17 protein-coding genes and 1 tRNA gene are annotated in these 20,925 nt (G+C 42.5%); 7 read left to right on the top strand and 11 right to left on the bottom strand.

Features of this window, described 5'->3' with window-relative positions; translation table 11 throughout:
* The 7 genes from HWQ36_RS24095 to HWQ36_RS24065 all read left to right on the top strand — a co-directional run bounded on the left by HWQ36_RS24095 (window position 1) and on the right by HWQ36_RS24065 (window position 6,050).
* Window positions 1-72, top strand: a tRNA-OTHER gene (locus HWQ36_RS24095).
* A gap of 227 nt (window positions 73-299) precedes the next feature.
* Window positions 300-1,643, top strand: a complete 1,344-nt coding sequence (locus HWQ36_RS24090) for an adenylosuccinate synthase (protein WP_292707269.1) — start codon at window positions 300-302, stop codon at window positions 1,641-1,643.
* Window positions 1,644-1,719: 76 nt separating this feature from the next.
* The gene (locus HWQ36_RS24085) at window positions 1,720-2,325 is read left to right on the top strand and encodes a 50S ribosomal protein L25/general stress protein Ctc (RefSeq protein WP_292707267.1); all 606 of its coding nucleotides are present in this window, start codon (window positions 1,720-1,722) and stop codon (window positions 2,323-2,325) included.
* Between the two features lie 100 nt (window positions 2,326-2,425).
* Window positions 2,426-3,955, top strand: a complete 1,530-nt coding sequence (locus HWQ36_RS24080; protein WP_292707265.1) for an AAA family ATPase — start codon at window positions 2,426-2,428, stop codon at window positions 3,953-3,955.
* A 109-nt stretch (window positions 3,956-4,064) separates the two neighbouring features.
* Entirely contained in the window at window positions 4,065-4,571 is a 507-nt protein-coding gene (locus HWQ36_RS24075) for a hypothetical protein (RefSeq protein ID WP_292707262.1), read from the top strand.
* 159 nt (window positions 4,572-4,730) lie between these two features.
* Window positions 4,731-5,522: a YdcF family protein gene (locus HWQ36_RS24070; protein WP_292707259.1), complete on the top strand. Its 792-nt coding sequence runs from the start codon at window positions 4,731-4,733 to the stop codon at window positions 5,520-5,522.
* Between the two features lie 306 nt (window positions 5,523-5,828).
* Window positions 5,829-6,050 (top strand): hypothetical protein, encoded by a 222-nt coding sequence (locus HWQ36_RS24065; RefSeq protein ID WP_292707256.1) that lies wholly within the window; start codon window positions 5,829-5,831, stop codon window positions 6,048-6,050.
* 5 nt (window positions 6,051-6,055) lie between these two features.
* Here the strand turns inward: HWQ36_RS24065 and HWQ36_RS24060 are convergent, their stop codons facing one another.
* From HWQ36_RS24060 to HWQ36_RS24010, 11 genes are all read right to left on the bottom strand, one after another.
* Entirely contained in the window at window positions 6,056-6,277 is a 222-nt protein-coding gene (locus HWQ36_RS24060) for a ferredoxin-thioredoxin reductase variable chain (RefSeq protein WP_193946031.1), read from the bottom strand.
* 577 nt (window positions 6,278-6,854) lie between these two features.
* Window positions 6,855-8,198 carry a restriction endonuclease subunit S gene (locus tag HWQ36_RS24055; RefSeq protein ID WP_292707253.1) on the bottom strand — a complete coding sequence of 448 codons (1,344 nt, stop codon included), beginning with the start codon at window positions 8,196-8,198 and terminating at the stop codon, window positions 6,855-6,857.
* Entirely contained in the window at window positions 8,191-9,645 is a 1,455-nt protein-coding gene (locus tag HWQ36_RS24050; RefSeq protein ID WP_292707250.1) for a class I SAM-dependent DNA methyltransferase, read from the bottom strand. Before HWQ36_RS24050 ends, HWQ36_RS24055 begins: the two co-directional genes overlap by 8 nt.
* A gap of 238 nt (window positions 9,646-9,883) precedes the next feature.
* On the bottom strand, window positions 9,884-12,292 hold the full coding sequence (hsdR, locus tag HWQ36_RS24045; protein WP_292707248.1) for an EcoAI/FtnUII family type I restriction enzme subunit R: 2,409 nt from the start codon (window positions 12,290-12,292) through the stop codon (window positions 9,884-9,886).
* 307 nt (window positions 12,293-12,599) lie between these two features.
* A complete protein-coding gene (locus HWQ36_RS24040) occupies window positions 12,600-13,421 on the bottom strand; it encodes an NADPH-dependent oxidoreductase (protein ID WP_292707245.1) in 822 nt (273 codons plus the stop codon).
* A 228-nt stretch (window positions 13,422-13,649) separates the two neighbouring features.
* A complete protein-coding gene (locus HWQ36_RS24035) occupies window positions 13,650-14,759 on the bottom strand; it encodes a sulfonate ABC transporter substrate-binding protein (protein WP_292707242.1) in 1,110 nt (369 codons plus the stop codon).
* 328 nt (window positions 14,760-15,087) lie between these two features.
* On the bottom strand, window positions 15,088-15,849 hold the full coding sequence (locus tag HWQ36_RS24030) for a class II aldolase/adducin family protein (protein ID WP_292707240.1): 762 nt from the start codon (window positions 15,847-15,849) through the stop codon (window positions 15,088-15,090).
* Entirely contained in the window at window positions 15,833-16,507 is a 675-nt protein-coding gene (locus HWQ36_RS24025) for a cysteine dioxygenase family protein (protein ID WP_292707237.1), read from the bottom strand. The genes HWQ36_RS24030 and HWQ36_RS24025 overlap by 17 nt, the downstream gene beginning before the upstream one ends.
* A gap of 249 nt (window positions 16,508-16,756) precedes the next feature.
* Complete coding sequence (locus HWQ36_RS24020; protein ID WP_292707234.1) at window positions 16,757-16,966, bottom strand: RRXRR domain-containing protein; 210 nt, start codon at window positions 16,964-16,966, stop codon at window positions 16,757-16,759.
* Between the two features lie 133 nt (window positions 16,967-17,099).
* Window positions 17,100-18,221, bottom strand: coding sequence for an LLM class flavin-dependent oxidoreductase (locus tag HWQ36_RS24015; protein WP_292707231.1), 1,122 nt, complete (start codon window positions 18,219-18,221; stop codon window positions 17,100-17,102).
* Between the two features lie 655 nt (window positions 18,222-18,876).
* Window positions 18,877-20,628 (bottom strand): RluA family pseudouridine synthase, encoded by a 1,752-nt coding sequence (locus tag HWQ36_RS24010; protein ID WP_292707228.1) that lies wholly within the window; start codon window positions 20,626-20,628, stop codon window positions 18,877-18,879.
* Window positions 20,629-20,925: the final 297 nt, after the last annotated feature.

Below are 20,925 nucleotides of genomic sequence, written 5' to 3'. Positions count from 1 at the left end.
GGCAGTGTAGCTTAATGGTAAAGCGTCCGCCGTTCAACGCGAAAGACAGCCGTTCGATTCGGTTCGCTGCCCCAGCAACGTAGTTCAAAGAGTAGAATTCCTTGGAGTATACCAGGAGATACGGGTGCAATTCCCGTCGTTGCCCTTTTTGCGAGAGTAGAATGGTGAGTCTTTTAATCAAAAATCTAAAACCCACCCCTAAATACCCCAATAAGTTGGCAGATTTTGATTATTGACATGATCCACATAATATGTTAATAATTATAGTTTGTGGAAACTTTACTTCTTAATATAAGCTCTTGGCTAACGTCATTGTCATAGGTGCCCAATGGGGCGATGAAGGAAAAGGTAAAATAACTGACTTACTCAGTCGTTCCGCAGATGTTGTGGTGCGTTACCAAGGGGGTGTCAATGCTGGACACACGATTGTAGTTAAAGGTCAGACCTTTAAGCTGCACTTGATTCCCTCTGGTATTTTGTATCCAAATACCGATTGCATTATCGGCTGTGGAACAGTAATCGATCCACAGATTTTGATCGCAGAACTCGACCAACTAAAAGAACTAAATATTTCCACTGACCACCTGCTGATATCTGAGACAGCCCACGTAACGATGCCTTATCATCGGTTGATTGACCAGGCATCCGAAGAACGACGGGGAAGCCATAAGATCGGCACAACAGGTCGGGGCATTGGGCCGACTTATGCTGATAAATCTGAACGTACAGGCATTCGAGTTCTAGACTTGATGAATCCCGATAGCCTCCGTGAGCAGTTGGAGTGGACGATTAATTATAAAAACGTCATTTTAGAAAAGCTTTACAACTTGCCGCCTCTCAATCCACAAGAGGTGATTGAACAGTATTTGGGGTATGCAGAACGCTTGCGCCCTTACGTTATTGATACATCGTTAAAAATATACGATGCGATTCAGCGACGGCGCAATATTTTGTTTGAAGGCGCACAAGGTACGCTCCTTGACTTAGATCATGGAACTTATCCTTATGTCACTTCCTCTAATCCTGTTGCTGGGGGGGCTTGTGTTGGTGCAGGGGTAGGGCCGACAATGATTGACCGGGTAATTGGCGTGTCGAAAGCCTACACAACGCGGGTGGGAGAGGGGCCATTTCCCACCGAATTGGATGGAGAGTTGGGTGAATTGCTATGCGATCGCGGGGCCGAATTTGGCACAACCACCGGACGCAAACGGCGCTGTGGCTGGTTCGATGCGGTCATTGGTCGCTATGCCGTGCGGATTAACGGCATGGATTGTATGGCGCTGACCAAACTGGATGTCCTCGATGAATTAGAGGAAATTAAAGTTTGTGTCGCATACAACATAGATGGTCAACGTAGCGAACACTTCCCCACCAGTTCTCGTCAATTTGCTAGATGTCGCCCCATCTACAAAACCTTACCAGGCTGGCAAGTTTCAACAACCCACTGCCGCACCCTGGAAGACTTGCCACAGCAAGCACTGGACTATCTAAAATTCCTCGCCGAATTAATGGAAGTCCCGATCGCGATCGTCTCACTAGGAGCAAGCCGCGATCAAACAATAATCGTAGAAGACCCCATCCACGGGCCCAAACGCGCTTTATTGCAGGCCGACGGCACACCTGCTACCTTGCTAAGTGCGTAAATTAGTCATTAGTCCTTTGCTAATGACAAATGACTAATGACAAATGACTAATGACAAATGACAAAGGACAACTTCTATGGCTATTACAGTCGAATCTCAAAAACGTCCAGAAGGCAGCAAGCCAAGAGCTTTGCGCCGTTCTGGATTAGTACCTGCCAATTTGTATGGTCATAAGGGTACAGAGTCCATTTCTTTGACCATTGATGCCAAAACTGTTGAGCGTTTGCTCAAAAGAGTTTCAGTCAACAACACCTTGATTGAGTTGAATATTGCTGATGCACCTTGGCGCGGTAAAACCTTACTGCGGGAACTTCAGATCCATCCAGCCAAAGGTACACCTTATCACCTCAGCTTTTTCGCGGTTGCTGGCCACGGCGACACCACTGTAGAAGTACGGTTGCGTTTTGTGGGAACTGCTGTTGGTGTTAAACAAGAGGGTGGCGTGTTAGACACCGTAGTCACTGAATTACAAGTTAGTTGTGCGCCAGAAAACATCCCAGATGTGATCGAAATTGATGTGTCTAACTTGCAAATTGGCGACAGCTTGAGTATTAGTGATATACCCTTTCCTGAAGGTGTTACACCTCTAGCTGAATCAGAGCGACTTGTTGTGAGCGTTTTGCCACCACAAATTAGCGCTGAAGATGCTGGGACAGAAACTGAAACTGAGGCAGTTTCTTAAGCTAGGTAAACTGTGTAATAATTTTTGATGACACCAGGGGGGAAACTCCTGGTTTTTTTGTATTTGAACCGCAGAGGCGCAGAGAGCGCAGAGGACAGAGATGACAGAAGCGACTCTTCCAGTCTTAATTCAGCAAATGTTGCAACCTGGATTTTATCCCCATGCAGTAACAGAACCTATTCAACTAATTCAAACCCACATTTCTTATGTGCTGCTGACTGGAGATTACGCCTATAAACTAAAAAAACCGATGAATTTTGGTTTTTTGGACTTTTCCACCTTAGAGAAGCGGCAACATTTTTCTCAGGAAGAGTTGCGGTTAAATCAGAGGGGTGCTGGTGAACTATATTTAGAGGTTTTGCCTATAACTCTTGTAGGGGAGCAATACCAGTTAGGAGGAACTGCTGAGGCTGTAGAATACGTGCTGAAAATGCGCCAGTTTCCTCAAGAGTCGCTATTGAGTACGCTTTTTGAACAGGGTAAGTTAAATGAGACACGCCTAGATGAGTTGGGACGGGTGGTTGCTCAATACCATGCCGAAGCACAGACGAATGATTACATTCGCAGTTTTGGTGAAGTGCCAAATGTCCGGGCTGCCTTTGATGAGAATTATCAGCAAACTGAAAAGTATATTGGTGGCCCCCAGACTCAGGCGCAATTTACAGAAACAAAGCAATATACAGATAACTTTTTTGCCGAACGTCCAGAATTATTTGCTAGCAGAATTCACAACGATTATATTCGTGAATGTCACGGAGATTTACACCTGAGAAATATTGCCCTGTGGCACGACAAAATCTTGCTGTTCGATTGTATTGAGTTTAACGAGCCGTTTCGCTTTGTCGATGTGATGTACGATGTGGCGTTTACAGTGATGGATTTGGAAGCGCGGCAACGCAAAGACTTAGGGAATGCGTTTTTGAATGCCTACATAGAGCAAACTGGAGACTGGGAAGGTTTACAGGTGTTGCCCTTGTATTTAAGTCGTCAGGCTTATGTCCGGGCGAAGGTGACATCATTTTTGCTAGACGATCCAAGTGTACCTGCGGCGGTAAAGGAAGAGGCGACAAAAACCGCCAGTGAGTATTACAAACAGGCTTGGGAGTACACTAAACCAAAGGTTGGAGAGCTAATTTTGATGTCAGGGTTGTCGGGTTCTGGTAAAAGTACCACAGCCAGACATTTAGCTCGTCAACAGGGAGCGATTCACCTGCGTTCTGATGCGGTGCGGAAACATTTAGGGGGAATTCCTCTGTGGGAAAAAGGTGGCGATGATTTGTATACACCTGAGATGACCGAAAAAACCTACACAAGGCTGCTGGAATTGGGAATTATCCTGGCTAAACAAGGGTTTTCGGTGATTTTGGATGCCAAGTATGATCAACAGCATTTGCGGCAAGAAGCGATCGCTCAAGCTACAAAGCACGAAATTCGCCTTCAAATTATCCAATGCACAGCACCGCTAGAAGTTCTAAAAGAGCGTCTGAACAACCGCACTGGTGATATTGCTGATGCCACCGCCGATTTATTAGCCTCACAAATCAAACAAGCTGAACCTTTCACTGAAGAAGAACAAGCCTACGTAAAGATTTTGGATACAACTCAATCACAAGAGGCACAATTAAAATAATTCGTAATTCGTAATACTTCGACTTCGCTCAGTACAAGTTCGTAATTCGTAATTGAATCTAAAATTACAAACTATGAATTGGTTCTAGTTAATAGCCTTTTTTTACTATATGGCAGACAAAAAGAACGACTTTTTCAGTATTTCTCCCAGCTTCTTTTCTCAGTTGTTATTTGGGGCATTTTTAACATTTATATTAATAATGACCGGCTCCGCACCAGCCCTAAGCATCTTCTTAGGAATCATGGGCGGTTTCATCCTCAGCTGGATCACCAATGTAACCGATAATAGCCCCCAGGCAGCAAATGTAGCCTCCTCTGATGGTGTTGATACAGGATTAAAATATTGGTTATTTTTCATGCTTGGCTTTGTATATTTGGGGTATCCAGCACCCATGAGTATCTTGCTAGGTGGATTAGGCGCTTTAGCTGGAGGCTGGATTACTGCTTGGTGGGGAAGTAAGGAAGAAACTAGAACTCAGTTGCAAGTTGAAGAATTAGAAGAGGGCGAAGTTGAACCAACAAACGACAGGATGAACAAACGGCAAACAAGAAGAAACACCCGCCGTTACCGTCGCGCTCCTGGAAATAGTATCAATTTCAGGTTTTGGGAAAGATAGTAAGTGGGGAATTGGGAATTGGGCATTGGGCATTGGGCATTGGGCATGGAAAAGAGACAAGGGAGACAAGGAAGACAAGGAAGAGGGGGAGACTTAATTTTAATAATTCCCCCTTGTCCCCCTTGTCTCCCTCATCCCCCCCATTCCCCATTCCCCACTATGTTTTTATATCTCTCGAAATTACTGCCACTATTTTTTTATCCACTAGGATTAGCCTGTGTAAGTTTGGTAGTCGCATTAGTCACGTTGTGGAAACGACCGCACACTGCGGCGATCGCAATTGCTTTTGCCCTAACTTTATTGCTATTTTGTAGTAACGCCTGGATCGCTAAATCATTAGTGCGATCGCTAGAATGGCAAAATCTCCCACTCGCCCAAATACCAGTTGCAGATGCAATTGTGGTTTTGGGTGGCGCAACTAAATCAGCTTTTTTCCCAAGACCTACCGTTGATTTGAGTGAATCGGGCGACCGCGTGATTTATGCCGCCCAACTATATCGCCAAAAAAAAGCCCCTATAATCATTCTTAGCGGCGGCCGCGTTGATTGGCGTGGTGGCGGTTCACCAGAATCGGCAGATATGGCAACAATACTCACATCTATTGGTATTCCATCTGACGCGATTGTTCAGGAACCTGAATCTCTCAATACTTATGAAAATGCTGTAAATGTCCGAAAAATTTTAGAATCTCGTGGAATTAATAAGGTATTATTAGTTACTTCGGCAATGCATATACCGCGATCGCTTAACATTTTCAAGCGTCAAGGAATTAATGTCATTCCTGCACCCACTGACTTTTTAGTTAGTCAAGGTGAACTGCAAGAACTTGGTGGCACTCCCAAAGCCGCTATACTAAATTTATTACCTGATACCGACAACTTGCACCAATTTACCAGCGCTTTAAAAGAATACATTGGTTCTTTTATCTATCGCTTACGCGGTTGGCTTTAATAAAGTTATGAGTTAGGAATTATGAATTATGAGCATCTGTGCGAAAGCAAATATACCAGGCGATTAGAAATCGCGGCTACACAAACGAAGTCCGCCTACGCGGACTCTAGGAATTTGAAACCCACGGAGGTGGGTTTTGTCTGTATAGCCGTGAATTCTATTCGCCAGGGCAGGTGTGTTTTTACAAAAGTCAGATGCTCCCATTATGATTTATGAGTTATTAACTATGAATTATTAATTATGAAATGTACTAAATTTTAAACTTCTAACTCCTGCCTTCTGCCTCCTGCCTCCTTCAATAACTTTATGTCTAAAAACTTGCCCTATATTATGCCATCGCCTCAACCCCAAGTTGAGGAAGCTTTTGCTGCTCACCAAACAACCCACCAGTTCTACCACGAAGTTCGCTCAAGGTCAGAGTTTCAGCGTTATTGTGAGTGGTATTATACAACAGCAGAGCAGAACCGCCAAGAGCTAAAAAGAATGCGCGGCGAACTGAATATTTTTCAGTGGTTTCGCCGCCGATAAGTGATTTAGATGACTTCTAACTCATTTTCACGTAAGTGGGCTTTAAATTTTTTACTAAACTGGACTACAATCGGCAGATTAGCGCTTACTGGTCTGTCTCGCCATTGGGTGGCAATACCTACTACATCACCTTCTGTGCCTTTGATGTCAAAAGCCTGATTCCGGTGTTCAGGATGATGATACACTACTACCGAATCTTTAACGCGGACGCGATCGCCAACTTTCATAACAACATTTACACCTAGCATTTGCTTTTCCACAAGTATCTGCTACAAAATATATGATTAAATCGGTTAAAATTCTATTTAATCAGCTATTTCTTGACGCTTCACAGGGGTGCGACGGCGCATTTAACCCTCTGCGTCCAGGCACGTCTTAGCAATCCGTGCATAGTTTTCTAACTTTTTTGCCGCGTTAATACATATTGCCCTCACCCTCCGTTTGATCCCAAAACCAGGGAAACGGAAGAAAATAAAGCAATACTCAGATATGCTTAGTACTTTGGCAAGAGATATAACCCTTTTATCTTCAGGGTAACTGAAAGTTTTCGGAGCATTCTAAAACCCTTCATTTGTATCAGGGATATTAACATCTGGTCAGGAGAATATTTTACACAATTCCTGGAACAACAGGTTCACGACTTTACCGAAAAACTGTGTCTAAAGCCCCGTTCTGACTTCGACAGGTTCAGTCACCATCTAGGACGGCTTTTTATTATTTCTATATTTTGGGTTTATTTTATACTTGCGGTGTCGCCGTATTTACCCAAGGAACATAACTTTCGGGAAAGAAGTACATTGAGTGTTATTCAAAGGCTTCGCGGAGGACGGTTTGCATGAGGTCTTCTGCAAGTTGTTTTCGGTGTTTGATTTGTTCTTGCAATTGGTCAATTATTTTCATCAGATAATCGACTTTTTCAACGATCGCTTTTTGTTCCGCAAGCGGAGGAAGGGGAAAAAGCAAAGATGTGATTATATTAAGATTGATGTTTTTTTGGGCTGTCGCAGGAGCAAATTTTATAATTTCATCTTGAACACAAAAAAGATAGTATTTAATCATCCAAGACATTGAAATATTGGTTAAAGATGTGAAGCCAACAATACTATCCGGGAAGCAAGCATCTATTCCCAAAAACCCAGTTTCTGCAATATTGGCAGCAATAGTAATACAGAGAGTATCTTTACTCCACAGCCTACTTTGGGCTAAACCAATTTCATTATAAAATTGACTACATCTTGTAATATATCCCTTGCTTTTTTTTGCACTGGAAACATCCCCTGTTTGTATAAATGGAATATTGCCATCTTTGAACAAATTTCCATCATTTCGAGGTCTATGCTTAGATTTGCCACGCTCAAAAATTCCTACATTTCCCAAACTACACCAAACCCAACTATCAGGTACAGAAAATGGGATTTTATCGGGTATTATTTCGGGGAGGGGTTTTTCTTGTTTAAGTTTTCCGTCAGCAATTAATTGTCGTTTTTCGGCTTTGATTTTAGCTAGGAGTGCGGCTGCGTCAGTATCTGGGTTGCCTTTTTGCATTGGGTGGCGATCGCGCCATTCTGCCGTGAGTTGTCCTGCGATCGCTTCTTGTAAAATTGCCTGTTTCAGTTGAGAAATATATCTTTCTTGTTTTTGCAGTTCAACTCTAAGTAAAATTAAACCTTGATCGGCGTGTTGAATTCTTTTGAGAAAGTTTTCTTGTTCTTCCAGTGGAGGAAAACGGAACTCAAAATCAAAAAATAGTTTTGCTTGTAGTCTGATGCGTTGTGTTACACCTTGACTTGATTTAATACAAGCATTTAAAAACAAGGGTGTGTTAGTTAACCAATAGAAAAAATCACGTTTAACCTTTGTTTCATCAATATCAAAATACCAAAAATCATTAGTAACAATTGCACCATCTAATTCATCTGGTACAATTCCAAAAGCACCATTTCTTGCATCAATTCCAGAGAGAATAAATTGACCTTTAGAGATTTTGTACATCTTAGAGCCAATTAATTTTCCTTTGGTTTTATTTCTTAAAACAACTCCTTTGTGATGTACTTTAATTGTAACAAGAGAATATTCCTGCTCAGGTTGAAGTTCAGCAGGAACTTTAACTCTATGTAAAAATTCAGAAACTTTGACAGATTTATACATTTTTCAAAACATTCTTTAACTTATCTAGTGTTTCATCACTCTTACGAAAAGAATCATGTAACATTCCCAACAACTCCACGGAACTATAACCCCTTTCTTGTTCCGAAAAATGAGGATTTTTCGCATCTAAATTAAATCCGTTTTTCTCTAAATCCGTAAAACTCACCCGCCATGCTTGCTCATTTTCCTCACGCTGATGCCACCAAGCCTTCAGAGACTTAAACTCACTTTTATTAATCGGTTTCGTCTTAGAATACGCCTTTATCCCTTCCATTAATTGATGTTCCCAATACCAGATTTCTGTTGTCGGTTTACCCTTCGTAAAAAACAAAAGATTAGTCGCCACAGACGCATAAGGTTGAAACACCGAATTAGGTAAACGCACAATCGTATGCAGATTACAAGACTCTAATAAATGCTGACGAATCCGCGCCTTTACCCCATCCCCCGTTAACGAGCCATCGGGTAAAACGATCGCTGCCCGTCCCCCATCTTGCAGATATCGCACCATCAACAACAGAAACAAATCTGCACTTTCGGTAGTGCGATAACTCATCGGGAAATTATCTTGCACTCCATCAGTCACCGAAGCCCCAAAAGGTGGATTAGCCAAAATCACATCTACCCGATCCGCCGCACCGATGGAAGTATATTCTCGATTCAGACTATCTATATATTCAATATTCGGAACTTCGATCTCATGGAGAAATAAATTCGTCACCGCCAACATAAACGGTAACGGCTTAAACTCCATCCCCTTAATCGTCTTTTCCAACGTCTCCAGATCCCGCACCTCATCAATCCCTTGCTGACGCAGATGATTAATCGCGCAGGTTAAAAAACCATCGGTTCCACAAGCCGGATCGAGTACGGTTTCCCCCAACATCGGGTTAACCATTTCTGTCATCAACTCCGTCAAAGCGCGGGGCGTATAAAACTCCCCATAAGCCCCCGCCGTTTGGAGTTCGCGCAAAATCGTTTCGTAAATATCCCCGAATAAATGACGATCTTCGGAACTTTCAAAATCAATTTCATTGAGACTATCCAAAACTTGGCGAATAATCGTCCCATTCTTCATGTAATTATTCGTACCCTCAAAAATCTCCCGCACAATCACTGCGCGTTGATTACCCGTGCTGGTGTCTAAATTTCGCAGCGTGGGGAACAATTCTTGATCGATAAAATTCCGTAATTCATCTCCCGTTAATGACTTTTCACCATTAGTCATTCCCTTCTCTGAAATTGCCCAATTGCACCAACGCAACCTTTCTGGAATCACCGAAACAAAATCATCCTTGAGTAATTCTAACTCGCGATCGCTAGCATCCAAAATTTTCAGAAACAGTAACCAGCCCAACTGTTCAATCCGTTGTCCATCACCAGACACACCCGGATCTTTCCGCATAAAATTACGCAGACTTTTAATATTACCGCCCAGATTTTTCATGAGACATTGACCGAATTTAATTATGCGTTGACTAAAATTTGTAGTTTGGATAATTCCTGACTTTTCACGGTATCTGAAAAACCTCTCTCTAAATCTCTCTCCTTTTAGGAGAGAGACTTTAAATTTTCCCCCTTCCCTCGTAGGGAAGGGGGTTAGGGGGTTAGGTTTTTCGTGGCTTTTCCACATAACGTGAAAAGTTAGGGCGTAATTCATCGTAGGGGCAATTCATGAATTGCCCCTACGCTACTACCTGATACAATTCAGATTTTAATTCCTGCAAAGCTGAAACATATTGAGATTTACCGCCAAATAATTGTACAATTTCACCTGGAGATCCAAGTTGCTTCAAGGGTTCTAATTTTAGCACCGAAAGTTCCTCGATATTCTCGATGCCATCGGTAGCATATTTTTCTAAAAGAGCATCTAAAACCGCCCGCACTTGTGAACCATACTTAGTAAAATAATCTCGTTTTCTGACATTTTCTGCCCGTTCTTTACGAGTTAAGGGAGGACGATCCCAAGCAATATGACAAATTACATCAAATAAATCCAAATCTTTTTTAACATCTTGCTGCAAATTCTCAAGAATAATATCCTGTTCCCGAAGTTCTGCAATCAAAGCACTTTTTTTATCCGCCTGATTCCAGCGTGTCAAAAACTCATCTAAACTGCTAAATTCTCGCAGCAAATTTTGTTTAGTATAGTCTCGTAAACTAGTTGTCACCAAATCCCCATCATCATTGAGATATTGAATCCGCTCATTTAAAATTGCTATATTTACGCCAGCAATATAAACCTTAACCTGTTTTTCTGTAGTAATTTCGCCACCATCAATAATTGTCGGTTTTATATTTTCTGAAATCTCGTTATTTTGCTCAAAATCAACTTTTTCTCCTGTCTCGCGATCGATAATTTCTTCTGTTATATCCCCGATAATATTTTCTGGTGTAAATGGCTCATTTTCCCGTACTTCCTTAATCATTACCGGATCGCCATCAAAAGCGCGATCTAAAAATAGATCCGTCACATTCCGAAAATCCATAATTGTGAAAAATTGCTTACCAAACTCTTCATTAATCCTTGTTCCTCGGCCGATAATTTGTTTAAACTCTGTCATCGAACGAATATTAGAATCTAGGACAATTAATTTACAGGTTTGAGCATCAACCCCCGTTGTCATTAACTTAGAAGTCGTCGCAATCACCGGATAACGTTCTTCTGGATTAATAAAATTATCCAATTCTAGTTTACCTTCCTTATCTTCTCCTGTAATTCGCATCACATATTTATAATTTTCCCGAACTAAATCTCCGGCTTCATTAGCAATAGCTTGTCGCATCCGTTCCGCGTGTTCTGTATCCACACAAAAAATAATTGTTTTTGCATAAACATCAGTTTCCCGCAAAAATTCTATCACTCGTTTTGCAATAGCTTTTGTCCGTTCATCAATTACCAAAATCCGGTCAAAATCTTTGCGATTATAAACCCGATCTTCGATAAAATCCCCTGATTTATCTCGCTTACCTGCTTCTGGTTGATATCCTTCTAGGTCAACATTTAAACCGACTCGAATCACTTTATAGGGAGCAAGAAAACCGTCATCAATCCCTTGCTTCAGAGAATAAGTATAAATTGAACCACCAAAATATTCAATATTAGAAACGTCCTTTGTTTCCTTTGGTGTTGCTGTTAACCCTATTTGGCTTGCTGAACTAAAATATTCTAAAATTTCTCGCCATTTACTATCCTCTGCCGCGCTACCACGATGACATTCATCAACTATAATTAAATCAAAAAAATCTGGACTAAATTCTCGGTAAGCATCAGCATTTTCATCATAATTAACCAAACCCTGGTATAATACTAAATATATTTCAAAAGCGGTGTCAATGACTTTCTTTTTAATCACCGTCATTTTGCTTTTAAAATGCTTAAAATCACCGCGTTTGGTTTGACTAATTAAGGCTTGGCGATCGGCTAAAAATAAAACTCGTTTTTTGATGCCATTTTTCCACAGCCGATAAATAATCTGAAAAGCGGTGTAAGTCTTACCCGAACCCGTTGCCATGACCAATAGTAAACGATCTTGACCTTTAGCAATCGCTTCCACCGTCCGATTAATCGCAATTTGCTGATAATAGCGCGGTTGGCGACCTTTAGGATCAAAAAAGTAATCAAAAGTTGCTATTTCTTCCGCTTCTGGGGTTTCAATCTGCTTAAACTTCTTATATTTCTGCCAAAGTTGATCGGGAGTCGGGAAATTATCAAGACTTAATTCTCGTTCAATTAAATTAGAAAAACCAGATTTATCATGTTCTAAAAAACCATCACCATTAGAACTAAAAGCCACAGGTAAATCTAAAATATCTGCATAATTTAAAGCCTGTTGCATCCCGTGACCAACAGGATAAATATTTTTCTTAGCCTCAATCACCGCAATCGGAATATTAGGCTGGTAATAAAGAATATAATCGGCTTTTTTTCCCTTTCCGCGTTGCGTTTGATTGCCTTTGACATAAATCCGACCATCAGTGAAATAGACTTGTTCTCGGACTTGCTTGCTAACATCCCACCCTGATTTAACCAAAGCAGGTAAAATATACTGTGTACAAATATCCTGTTCTGAAAGCTCTCGTTTATTGGTCATCTGTAAATTTACTTACTTTTATTCAGTAAGGGTAATTGATTAATTGCCCCTATCAAATAATGGATTGCTCAATTATATACAGATGCGCTTGAGGCTAATACCAACCTCATCATAGAATAGACGTCTCCAAAAAAGAATGTAGAGACGTAGCACTGCTACGTCTCTACAAGGGTTCTAGATAACGCATATTTAATTTCTGGAATTGTCTAATTAGTTGTCAAAGCTCAATACCCAAACCTTTACTAGCAGCAGTCACTAAGGCAACTTTGCCACAGAGTTGCAAATCCATAATCTTGATTTTTGTTGTTTACAGTAACTTGAAGCCAAGGTGATTGAGAACTTCACGCAAGCGATCGCGTCCTCTCAGTGATTCTACGGTTGCGATGCGTTGCGCTGAGTGTTCTGACCAATCACCAGGGACATTCATCTTTTGTTCAGTATAGAATTCTTTGATGATGTCGTTGTAATGAGCGATCGCTTCTTCTTGCTCTGCTAATTTATAAGTTTCGCGGTGCAGCACAGCTGATTGTGGCAACCTTGGCTTAATCGCTGCTTCTACCTCTGGATTTGGATAGCCCACACACAGCCCAAATACAGCATACACAGAGGAGGGCAAATTCAATATCTCTGCTACCTCTTGCGGGCGGTTCCTGATTCCACCGATATACACTGTTCCTAAACCGAGTGACTCGGCTGCAACTGCTGCATTTTGTGCCGCCAAAGTTGCATCGATTGTTGCCGTCACAAACATTTCCAAGTATTCCAGCGCATCATGAGATATGCCGCGACTGTCAGCAACGTAACTCAGACGCGCTAAGTCTGCTAACCAAACCAAAAATAAAGGAACCTGCTTAATATGTGCTTGGTTCCCCGCTAACTTAGATAACTCCTCTTTGCGCTGTTGATCTTCAACTGCTACCACACTCCAGGTTTGCAAATTAGAGGAAGTAGATGCAGATTGGGCGGCTGCAATTAACAACTCCAGAGTTCCCTCTGGTAAAGGATCAGATAGATAAGACCGGATGGAACGGTGAGATAATAGTGCAGTCAGAGAATCATTCCATTCAATTTCGGGATTAAAGGGAATTTCACCGTAGCGCGATCGCAGTAGTTCTGTAGGATTAGTCATAATCAACTCCAAGATTCAAAATTCAAAAATTGTCAGTTGTTTTATTACTAACATCAATCCCATTTGTAGGGATGTACAGATGTATCTCCCTACAGTCAACTCATTGTAATACAGCAGATTTCAAGTAGGTGAGGTACACAAGCTAAGTCTGTTACCCAGCTATAAAGAGTGTTTTACTCCTGTTAGCGTAGCCCATTTTGAATTCTGACTTCTGAATTCTACTGTAGTTTAAGTTTTTGGTGAAAATGCCGCATATTCTTCTTTTGTCAACACTGCATCCTTCACATTTACCTCCTTGGGAATTAACTTCAATTTATAATATGTATCCGCAACACCTTGTTGTAGATTTATCAGATTGTCGTCAACTGGTACAATCCCAAATGTCCGTCTATTAATTGCTTTAGTCATAGTTTCTAAATCAATTCCTAACACAGGTGCAAGAGTTTTTGCTACTTCTTTTCGATTCTGTTTAGACCATTCTTCTACATTTTTAATTTCCTCCACTATTGCCTTCACAGTTGGGGAATTTTCAGTGACAAATTTGCGTGTCATCAAATAATATCCTCCCTGTTTATTAATTCCTGTACCATCAATCAGGACTCTGGCTTGAGTTGCCTGTTGAGCTGCTGCATAGAAGGGGTCCCAAATTACCCATGCATCTACACTACCCTTGACAAATGCAGCACGGGCATCAGCTGGAGCCAAATATTTAGGTTCAATGTCAGTATATTTTAATCCGGCTTTTTCTAAAGCTTGGACTAATAATAAGTGGGCACTAGACCCTTTTTGAAAAGCAACTTTTTTGCCTTTTAGGTCAGTAACTTTTTGAATCGAGGAATTTTGGGGAACAAGAATTGCTGAACTAGCAGGACTAACAGCAATACCAAGAACGTAAGTTAGTGATGCTCCTGCTGCTTGAGCAAATATTGGCGGTGATTCTCCTACTGCACCGATGTCAATACTACCCACATTCATGGCTTCTAGTAGTTGTGGCCCCGCTTGAAATTCAGTCCACTGTACAGTTATACCTTCGGGTACCAAACGCTTTTCTAAAACACCTTTGGTTTTCAGCAAAATATTCTGTTTCTGATAGCCAAATCTGACTACTGTTGCTTTACTGGAAGCAGAATTGCCCTGAGATGTGGCGCTAGGATTAGGGGTAGGTGTCGATGAACAGGCAGCAAATAGCACACTCAGACACAGCCCCGTAACAAAAGCCCCCGCAATTGGCAAAGGAGAAGAAAAGAATAATTTGTGCTGGCTATTAAATGGGATATTCCTGATTTTTATCAACCATATCCACTTGGCAATGAAACGGCGAAAGATTAGGTTAATCATCAAAATGATTTCTCTGAGCTATATGGATACTATAAACCTATAGAGTTACCGGAGTATATCAATAAATTCAGGGAAATTTGACATAATAGGAATTACGCAAAACTAAATGCGGTAGGGTCAATTAATGAATTGCCCCTACAGAGGATCTCAATACATACGGTTCGGTTAAGGGAAGAGACGGCGATTTATCGCGTCTTTGCGATCTATAACTTTCATCAAAAAACCTTATCCGAACCGGATTGCGGCGGATCTGGTTTTTCAAATCATCTATACTTGGTCTTTCCTGTCAATGCGTAAGTTCATTATCCTAGTATCAAAAAATATATTACTAATTCAGAAAATCAGGTTCTTCACGGACAATCCTGTCGTAAAGGGGCTGGAAACCGAACCACCCACTTGTCCGTGACCCCACTTGAGTTTGTGTTAAACGGGCTGTTTCGTGTTTGATAGTAGTTGGTCTACCCGCAGCTTCTGCCAGTAGTTGGGCTTGGCACGATCGCTCTAAACTAATGTACCAAAAGGCTGCTTCATCTACCGTATTTCCCACAGTTAAAATGCTGTGGTTACGGAGAATTATGGCTTTCTTTGGCCCCAAGGTTTGCGCCAGTCGTTGACCTTCAGAAGTTTCTAAAACCACACCTGTGAAATCGTCAAACAGGGCATGATCTTCGTAAAAAGCACATGAATCTTGTGTCAAGGGGTCAAGGAGACGACCTAAACTAGACCAGGCTTTGCCATAAATTGAATGGGCGTGAGCCGCCGCGATCACATCAGGTCGAACTTCATGAATTTGAGAATGGATGGCGAAAGCCGCTCGATTTACTTCAGCATCGCCTTTAACCACCTCACCTTCTGTGTTAACTAAGAGCAGGTCAGAAACTCGGATATGACCGAAGTATGTTCCTAGTGGATTGACCCAGAAATGGTCTGTAAATTCTGGATCGCGAGCCGTAATATGGCCTGCGATTCCCTCGCTGAAACCAAACTTACCAAATAGGCGAAAGGCTGCGGCTAGGCGTTGCTTGCGGTGCAGGCGCTCGTCTTCAACTCGCTCGAATATAGGGGGTTGTGGTCTATCGTACCTGGGCATGTTCTTTTTCCTCTTCCTCTTTGCAGGGAGCGTTGGAATATCCAGAGCGAAAGGATTTGACGCTATGAGATTCTGGGATGAACTGGTGACGCAAAATGCAGCCAGTATCATTACCCAGAATATGAATAGATACAGATGCGCTCTGGGATGTAGTTTTGACGGCGTGGATATCATCATCTGGGGGTAACAGGCGGTAGATATCGCCTGGTTGAAGCCTACGCACTTCAGTTACTTGTAATTGTGCGCGTCCTTCAGCATCGCCGTTATCTACACGGCGATAGACTGTTTCTTCTTGATTACCTTTGTATAAACCAATCAATCCCCAGGCCAAATGGTCGTGGACGGGAGTCGTGGAACCTGGCGGAATCACCAAGCTGAAGACTGACAGAGAACGGTCTTTAGCGCGATAAAGTAGCCACTGACCTATACCACCGCCCATCTTACTTTCAGGATTAATTTGGGCAAATTTTTCAGGTAGCCATTCCTGTTGGGCAAGCAGTTCTTGAAAATAGGGTTCTAATCTAACAAGAGTTTGTGCGCGATCGTCAGCAGCGATCTCGCTAATTTCCCGCACTGTTGCTACAAAGGATCGTAATTCCTGGCTCTCAATAAACCATTGGTCTTCTGGCAATGGTTCCAAGATAGTGTGGTTCGTCATCTATAATTAATTCCTCCCTTTGGCAGGCGACTAAGATTAACTAATTTGTAATTCACGCCGTGTGCAACTTTCTCTCAAACCTAACCCCCAACCCCTTCCCTGCAAGGGAAGGGGAGTAAGAATCAAAGCCTCTCAGGAGTGGGGGAGAGGAATGGAAGCGGGGTTTCAATCCTAAGTTGCACATCGCGTTAATTCGTAATTCAGAATTAAATTACGAATTACGAACTTGTACTGAGCGAAGTCGAAGTATTACGAATTACGAATTATTTTAATGCTAGGGTGAATCTTGAAGCCCTGTTGCTCAAGTTTTAGACGAGATAGAGACTCCTTCAGAATGATAGTAAAAGGATATCGCTGGAATACAGTAGCTTTACCTTGTGACAATAGCAGCCTAGCATGGCTGATGCGTACTGGATACAACGGTTGTTGGTTGGCATCGAGAATGAATACTTTAGTCATGCAATTTTGAAATAATCAAATTATTTACAGCAGTCTTCAAATATTTCAGACGAAGAATGCGGAGTAGTTAAATTAGGGACTGACAAGAAATAAATTATCTATCTTGTGGGGTAAGATATTAAGCAAAACTGTACTAAGCAATGACAGCTGCTTGTCGCTCCCGCCGTTGCACTTCTGCCCGGACTAGGGGAATCACATCACGACCGTAAGCGATCGCATCTTCTAATGGATCAAATCCCCGAATCAATAGAGTCGTCACTCCCGCATCATAGTAATCCACAAGGGACTCTGCTACTTGCTCCGGCGTACCAACAAGGGCGGTAGTATTACCATAAGCACCAGTAGCAGCAGCAATTGGAGTCCACAAGCGCTTATCGAAAATTTCGCTTTCTTGGGCAAACTGTAATAAACGACTGGAACCCACTGCTTGCGGACGTGCTGAATTCAAGTAGCGAGTTAAGGGTAGTGGATTTTCTGTTTTTGCCGCCCGAATTTCTTTAACACGGGAAAGAATTGAATGCGCTCGTTCCCAAGCCTTCGCTTCAGTATCACCCAAGATTGGCCGCAAAGATACACTGAACCGTGGCGATCGCCCCGGTGGTGTTACAGCTTTTACTTCACGTATCCGTTCTTTAATTGCTGCAATAGGTTCTCCCCACATAGCGTACACATCACTGTGCTTTGCACCCACAGGTACTGCTGCACCAGAAGCACCCCCAAAGTACACAGGTATATGGGGCTGTTGCAGAGGCTTCACATCTGAATAAGCGTCTTTCACCCGGTAGAATTCGCCCTCATAATCGAAGGGAGTATCACTTATCCATATTCGGCGCACAATGTCAAGGTATTCATCTGTACGGCGATAGCGAGTATCATGGTCGAGCCAATCACCATCGCGTTGTTGTTCAGCATCGCTGCCACCTGTAATAATGTGTACGGCAATGCGACCATTAGTAAAATGATCCAAAGTTGCTGTCTTGCGTGCAAAGAGCGTAGGAGCCACGAAACCAGGGCGATGAGCGATTAAAAACTTCAACCGTTCTGTTGTAACCGCCGCAAACGATGCCACAGTTAAGCTATCGGGGCCAGTTGAACCATAACCAACCAACACGCGATCAAAGCCACCATCTTCATGTGCCTGAGCAAACTTGCGAACATAAACAGGATCTATGGAACCGCCCGTGATTGCAACTCTCGGCCCATCTAACTCAGATATTTGTCGCGTTCCAATCATTCCAATAAATTCAATTGGCATAGTGCATATCTTTAAAAACTACATTGGGCAAAATAGTTCTGTACATGGATAGCGGGGCGTTTAGCCCATTCCAAGTTCTGAGTAAATTACTATTTGCAGAGTTACTTGGAGCGCAGCCAGAAATCACTAAACCTAGCCAAGAATTAGCAACCAATAAGGCATTAAGGGACTTGACTGAGCGTTGTAGCAATAAAAATAAGAACTTTTTAAATTGATTCAACAACTTTTTTATTACTCCTTTGATTAAAGAAAAGATAAGAATGAGAGTCTAAAAGTAAACTCCAGAACTCTCGTTCTTATCGCTCACTAGGGATTTTCAAGGAATAAATCATCCAATCTTGTGAGGTAATCTCACAAGAATTAGTTAGATATTTTTATCGGGAAGTCTTTTAGCTGTGATATTGGCTTCCTTAAGTACGGTAAGTCGGTCGAATAACCGTTGAATTAACTACAAGCAAAAATTATCACATACAAATTGAAAAAGCAATAGGTTAGCTCTTAGGCTACACTTTGATTCTTTGGGATTCTGTCAACAAGAGGAAAAGGGGCAGGGGGCAGGGAGACAAGGGAGATAAGGAAGAGGGGGGAGACAAGGGAGAGACTTCTTCAATAATTCCCCCTTGTCCCCCTTCCCACTGCTCCCCTGCCTCTTCGGTCAAAAGGGGGTAATTGCTTGCAAATGTAAGGGTTTTTCTAATTGTGGATGCTCGAAGCGAAGTTCTCTGGCGTGTAGATGTAAGCGACTAGTAACTGCATCGCATCCATAAAGGCGATCGCCTAAAATAGTTATCCCAAGTCCTCGGACATCAGCCGCATGAACCCTCAATTGATGGGTGCGTCCTGTTAGCGGGGTAAATTCTAAGCGGGTGTAATCTTGTTCTCTCGCTATTACCTGGAAGTTTGTCAAGCTGGGTTTACCGTGTTGCCAATCAACTTTTTGATAAGGGCGATTTTCAGGATCTCCCCACAATGGCAAGTCAATTACACCTTGTTCAGCGATCGCAACGCCGGAAAGTATGGCTTCATAAACCTTGTGAACCTGGCGCTGCTGAAACTGCTGGCTGAGTTGCCGATGGGTTTGGCGATCACGTGCTAACAACAAAATCCCAGAAGTTTCTTGATCTAGGCGATGCACAGATGCAAGCGCCATGCCATCCGGTAACAGATGACGTAAGCGACTCAAAACACTATCTTGGCGATCGCGATAACGACCAGGTACCGAAAGTAACCCAGCAGGTTTATTTACCGCAATCAACCATTCATCTTCATAAATAATCGGTAAAGTGACCTCTCCCCAAACCCCTCCGCTAATAGGGGAGGGGCTTCTTACTCCCCCTTCCCTCGCAGGGAAGGGGGCTGGGGGGTTAGGTCTTAAGCCTGAGAGCAAAAACCCCATCAATGGCTGACATCGTTCGGCACACGCGCCATAAAATTCTCCCGGAATTTTATCCTGATTTACTGAAGATGCACCCCACCAAAACTCTGCCATTGCCAGTGGTTTTAAATTATGTGTTGCCGCATAATGCAGTAACTTTGGGGCACAACAGTCTCCAGTGCCAGTGGGCGAACCTTCTGGCATCAATTGCTGTAATGATAGCGATCGCCCGGAAAAATTAGTCAGGCTGTAGCTAGCGTGCATCTGAGCTTGTAATTGACGAGATAACGCTTTACGCTGTTGTTTCAGTTCGCTAATTAGCGCATCCGTTGCTGCAATTAACTGTCGAAGAGGCTGTAATACTGCATTTTGCTGGCGTTTAAGTTGTCGTCGCTCAATTCCTTGCTGACGACTTTCTTCGTCGAGTTGTTCAAGGGCAATAGTGAGTGCTTCTGGATGGAGTGTATTGCAGATTTGTTGACGTTTTTCCTGTCGTTGGTGTTTGCAATGACGATGGCGATCGCTCATTGCTTGCAATTGTCGCTCAAATTCATCAGATAAGGTTTGGTATTGCTGGCGTTCAGGCAGTTGCTTCAAGGTAATAATTTCCTGCTTAATCGCGTCCAACTCAGACAAAGTGCGGGCTTCCTCGAAAGCAACTTCGTCTCGTCCTGGAATTGGTGGAATCCAACCTTCAACCACACTACAACCATTCAAAAGACCCGAAAAGGCTTTCAGTACCCGTTGTTCGCCATTAGGCAGTTCAACCAACAGTATTCCATACATCTTGCCTTCATGAGAATAACAGTCATTCTTTGCAAGTTGTTGCATTAGTCCATGAGCGATCGCTTCGGACATTGAGGTGCGGGGTAATCTTAAGCGATGTCTACGACGGTCACTGAGCGAAGTCGAAGTGCGGGCTACGCCTACGCCAGTTTCAAGACAATGCCCTTCGTACCAATAACTTGGAGATAAATCGCTGACAGCAAAATCGCAGTCGATGAAATCTGAAAATGCGTGCAAAACTACCATACAAAGTATGATTGCAAATTTAGCTGATCCTAATATTACGCGATGTGCAACTTATTCTTAGAACCCCACTTCCAAACCTCTCCCGAAACGAGAGAGGCTTTGATTCTTGCTCCCCTTCCCTTGCAGGGAAGGGGTCGGGGGTTAGGTTTGAAAGAAAGTTGCACACGGCGCAATATTTTAAATTATTGCTTTTACTAAAATATATTACTAAACAGTATTGCTTTATATATGGTCTTGAGTAAGTGCGATCGCCCTAATTTGTAGTATTTAGTAGCTGTTATTCAGTAACACCTATTT

Origin of the sequence: Nostoc sp. NMS2 (genome assembly GCF_017115105.1) — a bacterium.
In the GTDB taxonomy this organism is placed as follows: Bacteria; Cyanobacteriota; Cyanobacteriia; order Cyanobacteriales; family Nostocaceae; genus Nostoc.
This window is presented reverse-complemented; position numbering and strand designations above follow the sequence as displayed.

What these genes read in the sequence shown, in the direction of transcription:
- HWQ36_RS24085 (WP_292707267.1), top strand. Translation starts at nt 1,720, where the DNA reads ATGGCTATTACAGTCGAATCTCAAAAACGTCCAGAAGGCAGCAAGCCA.
- HWQ36_RS24080 (WP_292707265.1), top strand. Translation starts at nt 2,426, where the DNA reads ATGACAGAAGCGACTCTTCCAGTCTTAATTCAGCAAATGTTGCAACCT.
- HWQ36_RS24075 (WP_292707262.1), top strand. Translation starts at nt 4,065, where the DNA reads ATGGCAGACAAAAAGAACGACTTTTTCAGTATTTCTCCCAGCTTCTTT.
- HWQ36_RS24070 (WP_292707259.1), top strand. Translation starts at nt 4,731, where the DNA reads ATGTTTTTATATCTCTCGAAATTACTGCCACTATTTTTTTATCCACTA.
- HWQ36_RS24065 (WP_292707256.1), top strand. Translation starts at nt 5,829, where the DNA reads ATGTCTAAAAACTTGCCCTATATTATGCCATCGCCTCAACCCCAAGTT.
- HWQ36_RS24060 (WP_193946031.1), bottom strand. Translation starts at nt 6,277, where the DNA reads ATGAAAGTTGGCGATCGCGTCCGCGTTAAAGATTCGGTAGTAGTGTAT.
- HWQ36_RS24055 (WP_292707253.1), bottom strand. Translation starts at nt 8,198, where the DNA reads ATGTATAAATCTGTCAAAGTTTCTGAATTTTTACATAGAGTTAAAGTT.
- HWQ36_RS24050 (WP_292707250.1), bottom strand. Translation starts at nt 9,645, where the DNA reads ATGAAAAATCTGGGCGGTAATATTAAAAGTCTGCGTAATTTTATGCGG.
- hsdR (WP_292707248.1), bottom strand. Translation starts at nt 12,292, where the DNA reads ATGACCAATAAACGAGAGCTTTCAGAACAGGATATTTGTACACAGTAT.
- HWQ36_RS24040 (WP_292707245.1), bottom strand. Translation starts at nt 13,421, where the DNA reads ATGACTAATCCTACAGAACTACTGCGATCGCGCTACGGTGAAATTCCC.
- HWQ36_RS24035 (WP_292707242.1), bottom strand. Translation starts at nt 14,759, where the DNA reads ATGATTAACCTAATCTTTCGCCGTTTCATTGCCAAGTGGATATGGTTG.
- HWQ36_RS24030 (WP_292707240.1), bottom strand. Translation starts at nt 15,849, where the DNA reads ATGCCCAGGTACGATAGACCACAACCCCCTATATTCGAGCGAGTTGAA.
- HWQ36_RS24025 (WP_292707237.1), bottom strand. Translation starts at nt 16,507, where the DNA reads ATGACGAACCACACTATCTTGGAACCATTGCCAGAAGACCAATGGTTT.
- HWQ36_RS24020 (WP_292707234.1), bottom strand. Translation starts at nt 16,966, where the DNA reads ATGACTAAAGTATTCATTCTCGATGCCAACCAACAACCGTTGTATCCA.
- HWQ36_RS24015 (WP_292707231.1), bottom strand. Translation starts at nt 18,221, where the DNA reads ATGCCAATTGAATTTATTGGAATGATTGGAACGCGACAAATATCTGAG.
- HWQ36_RS24010 (WP_292707228.1), bottom strand. Translation starts at nt 20,628, where the DNA reads ATGGTAGTTTTGCACGCATTTTCAGATTTCATCGACTGCGATTTTGCT.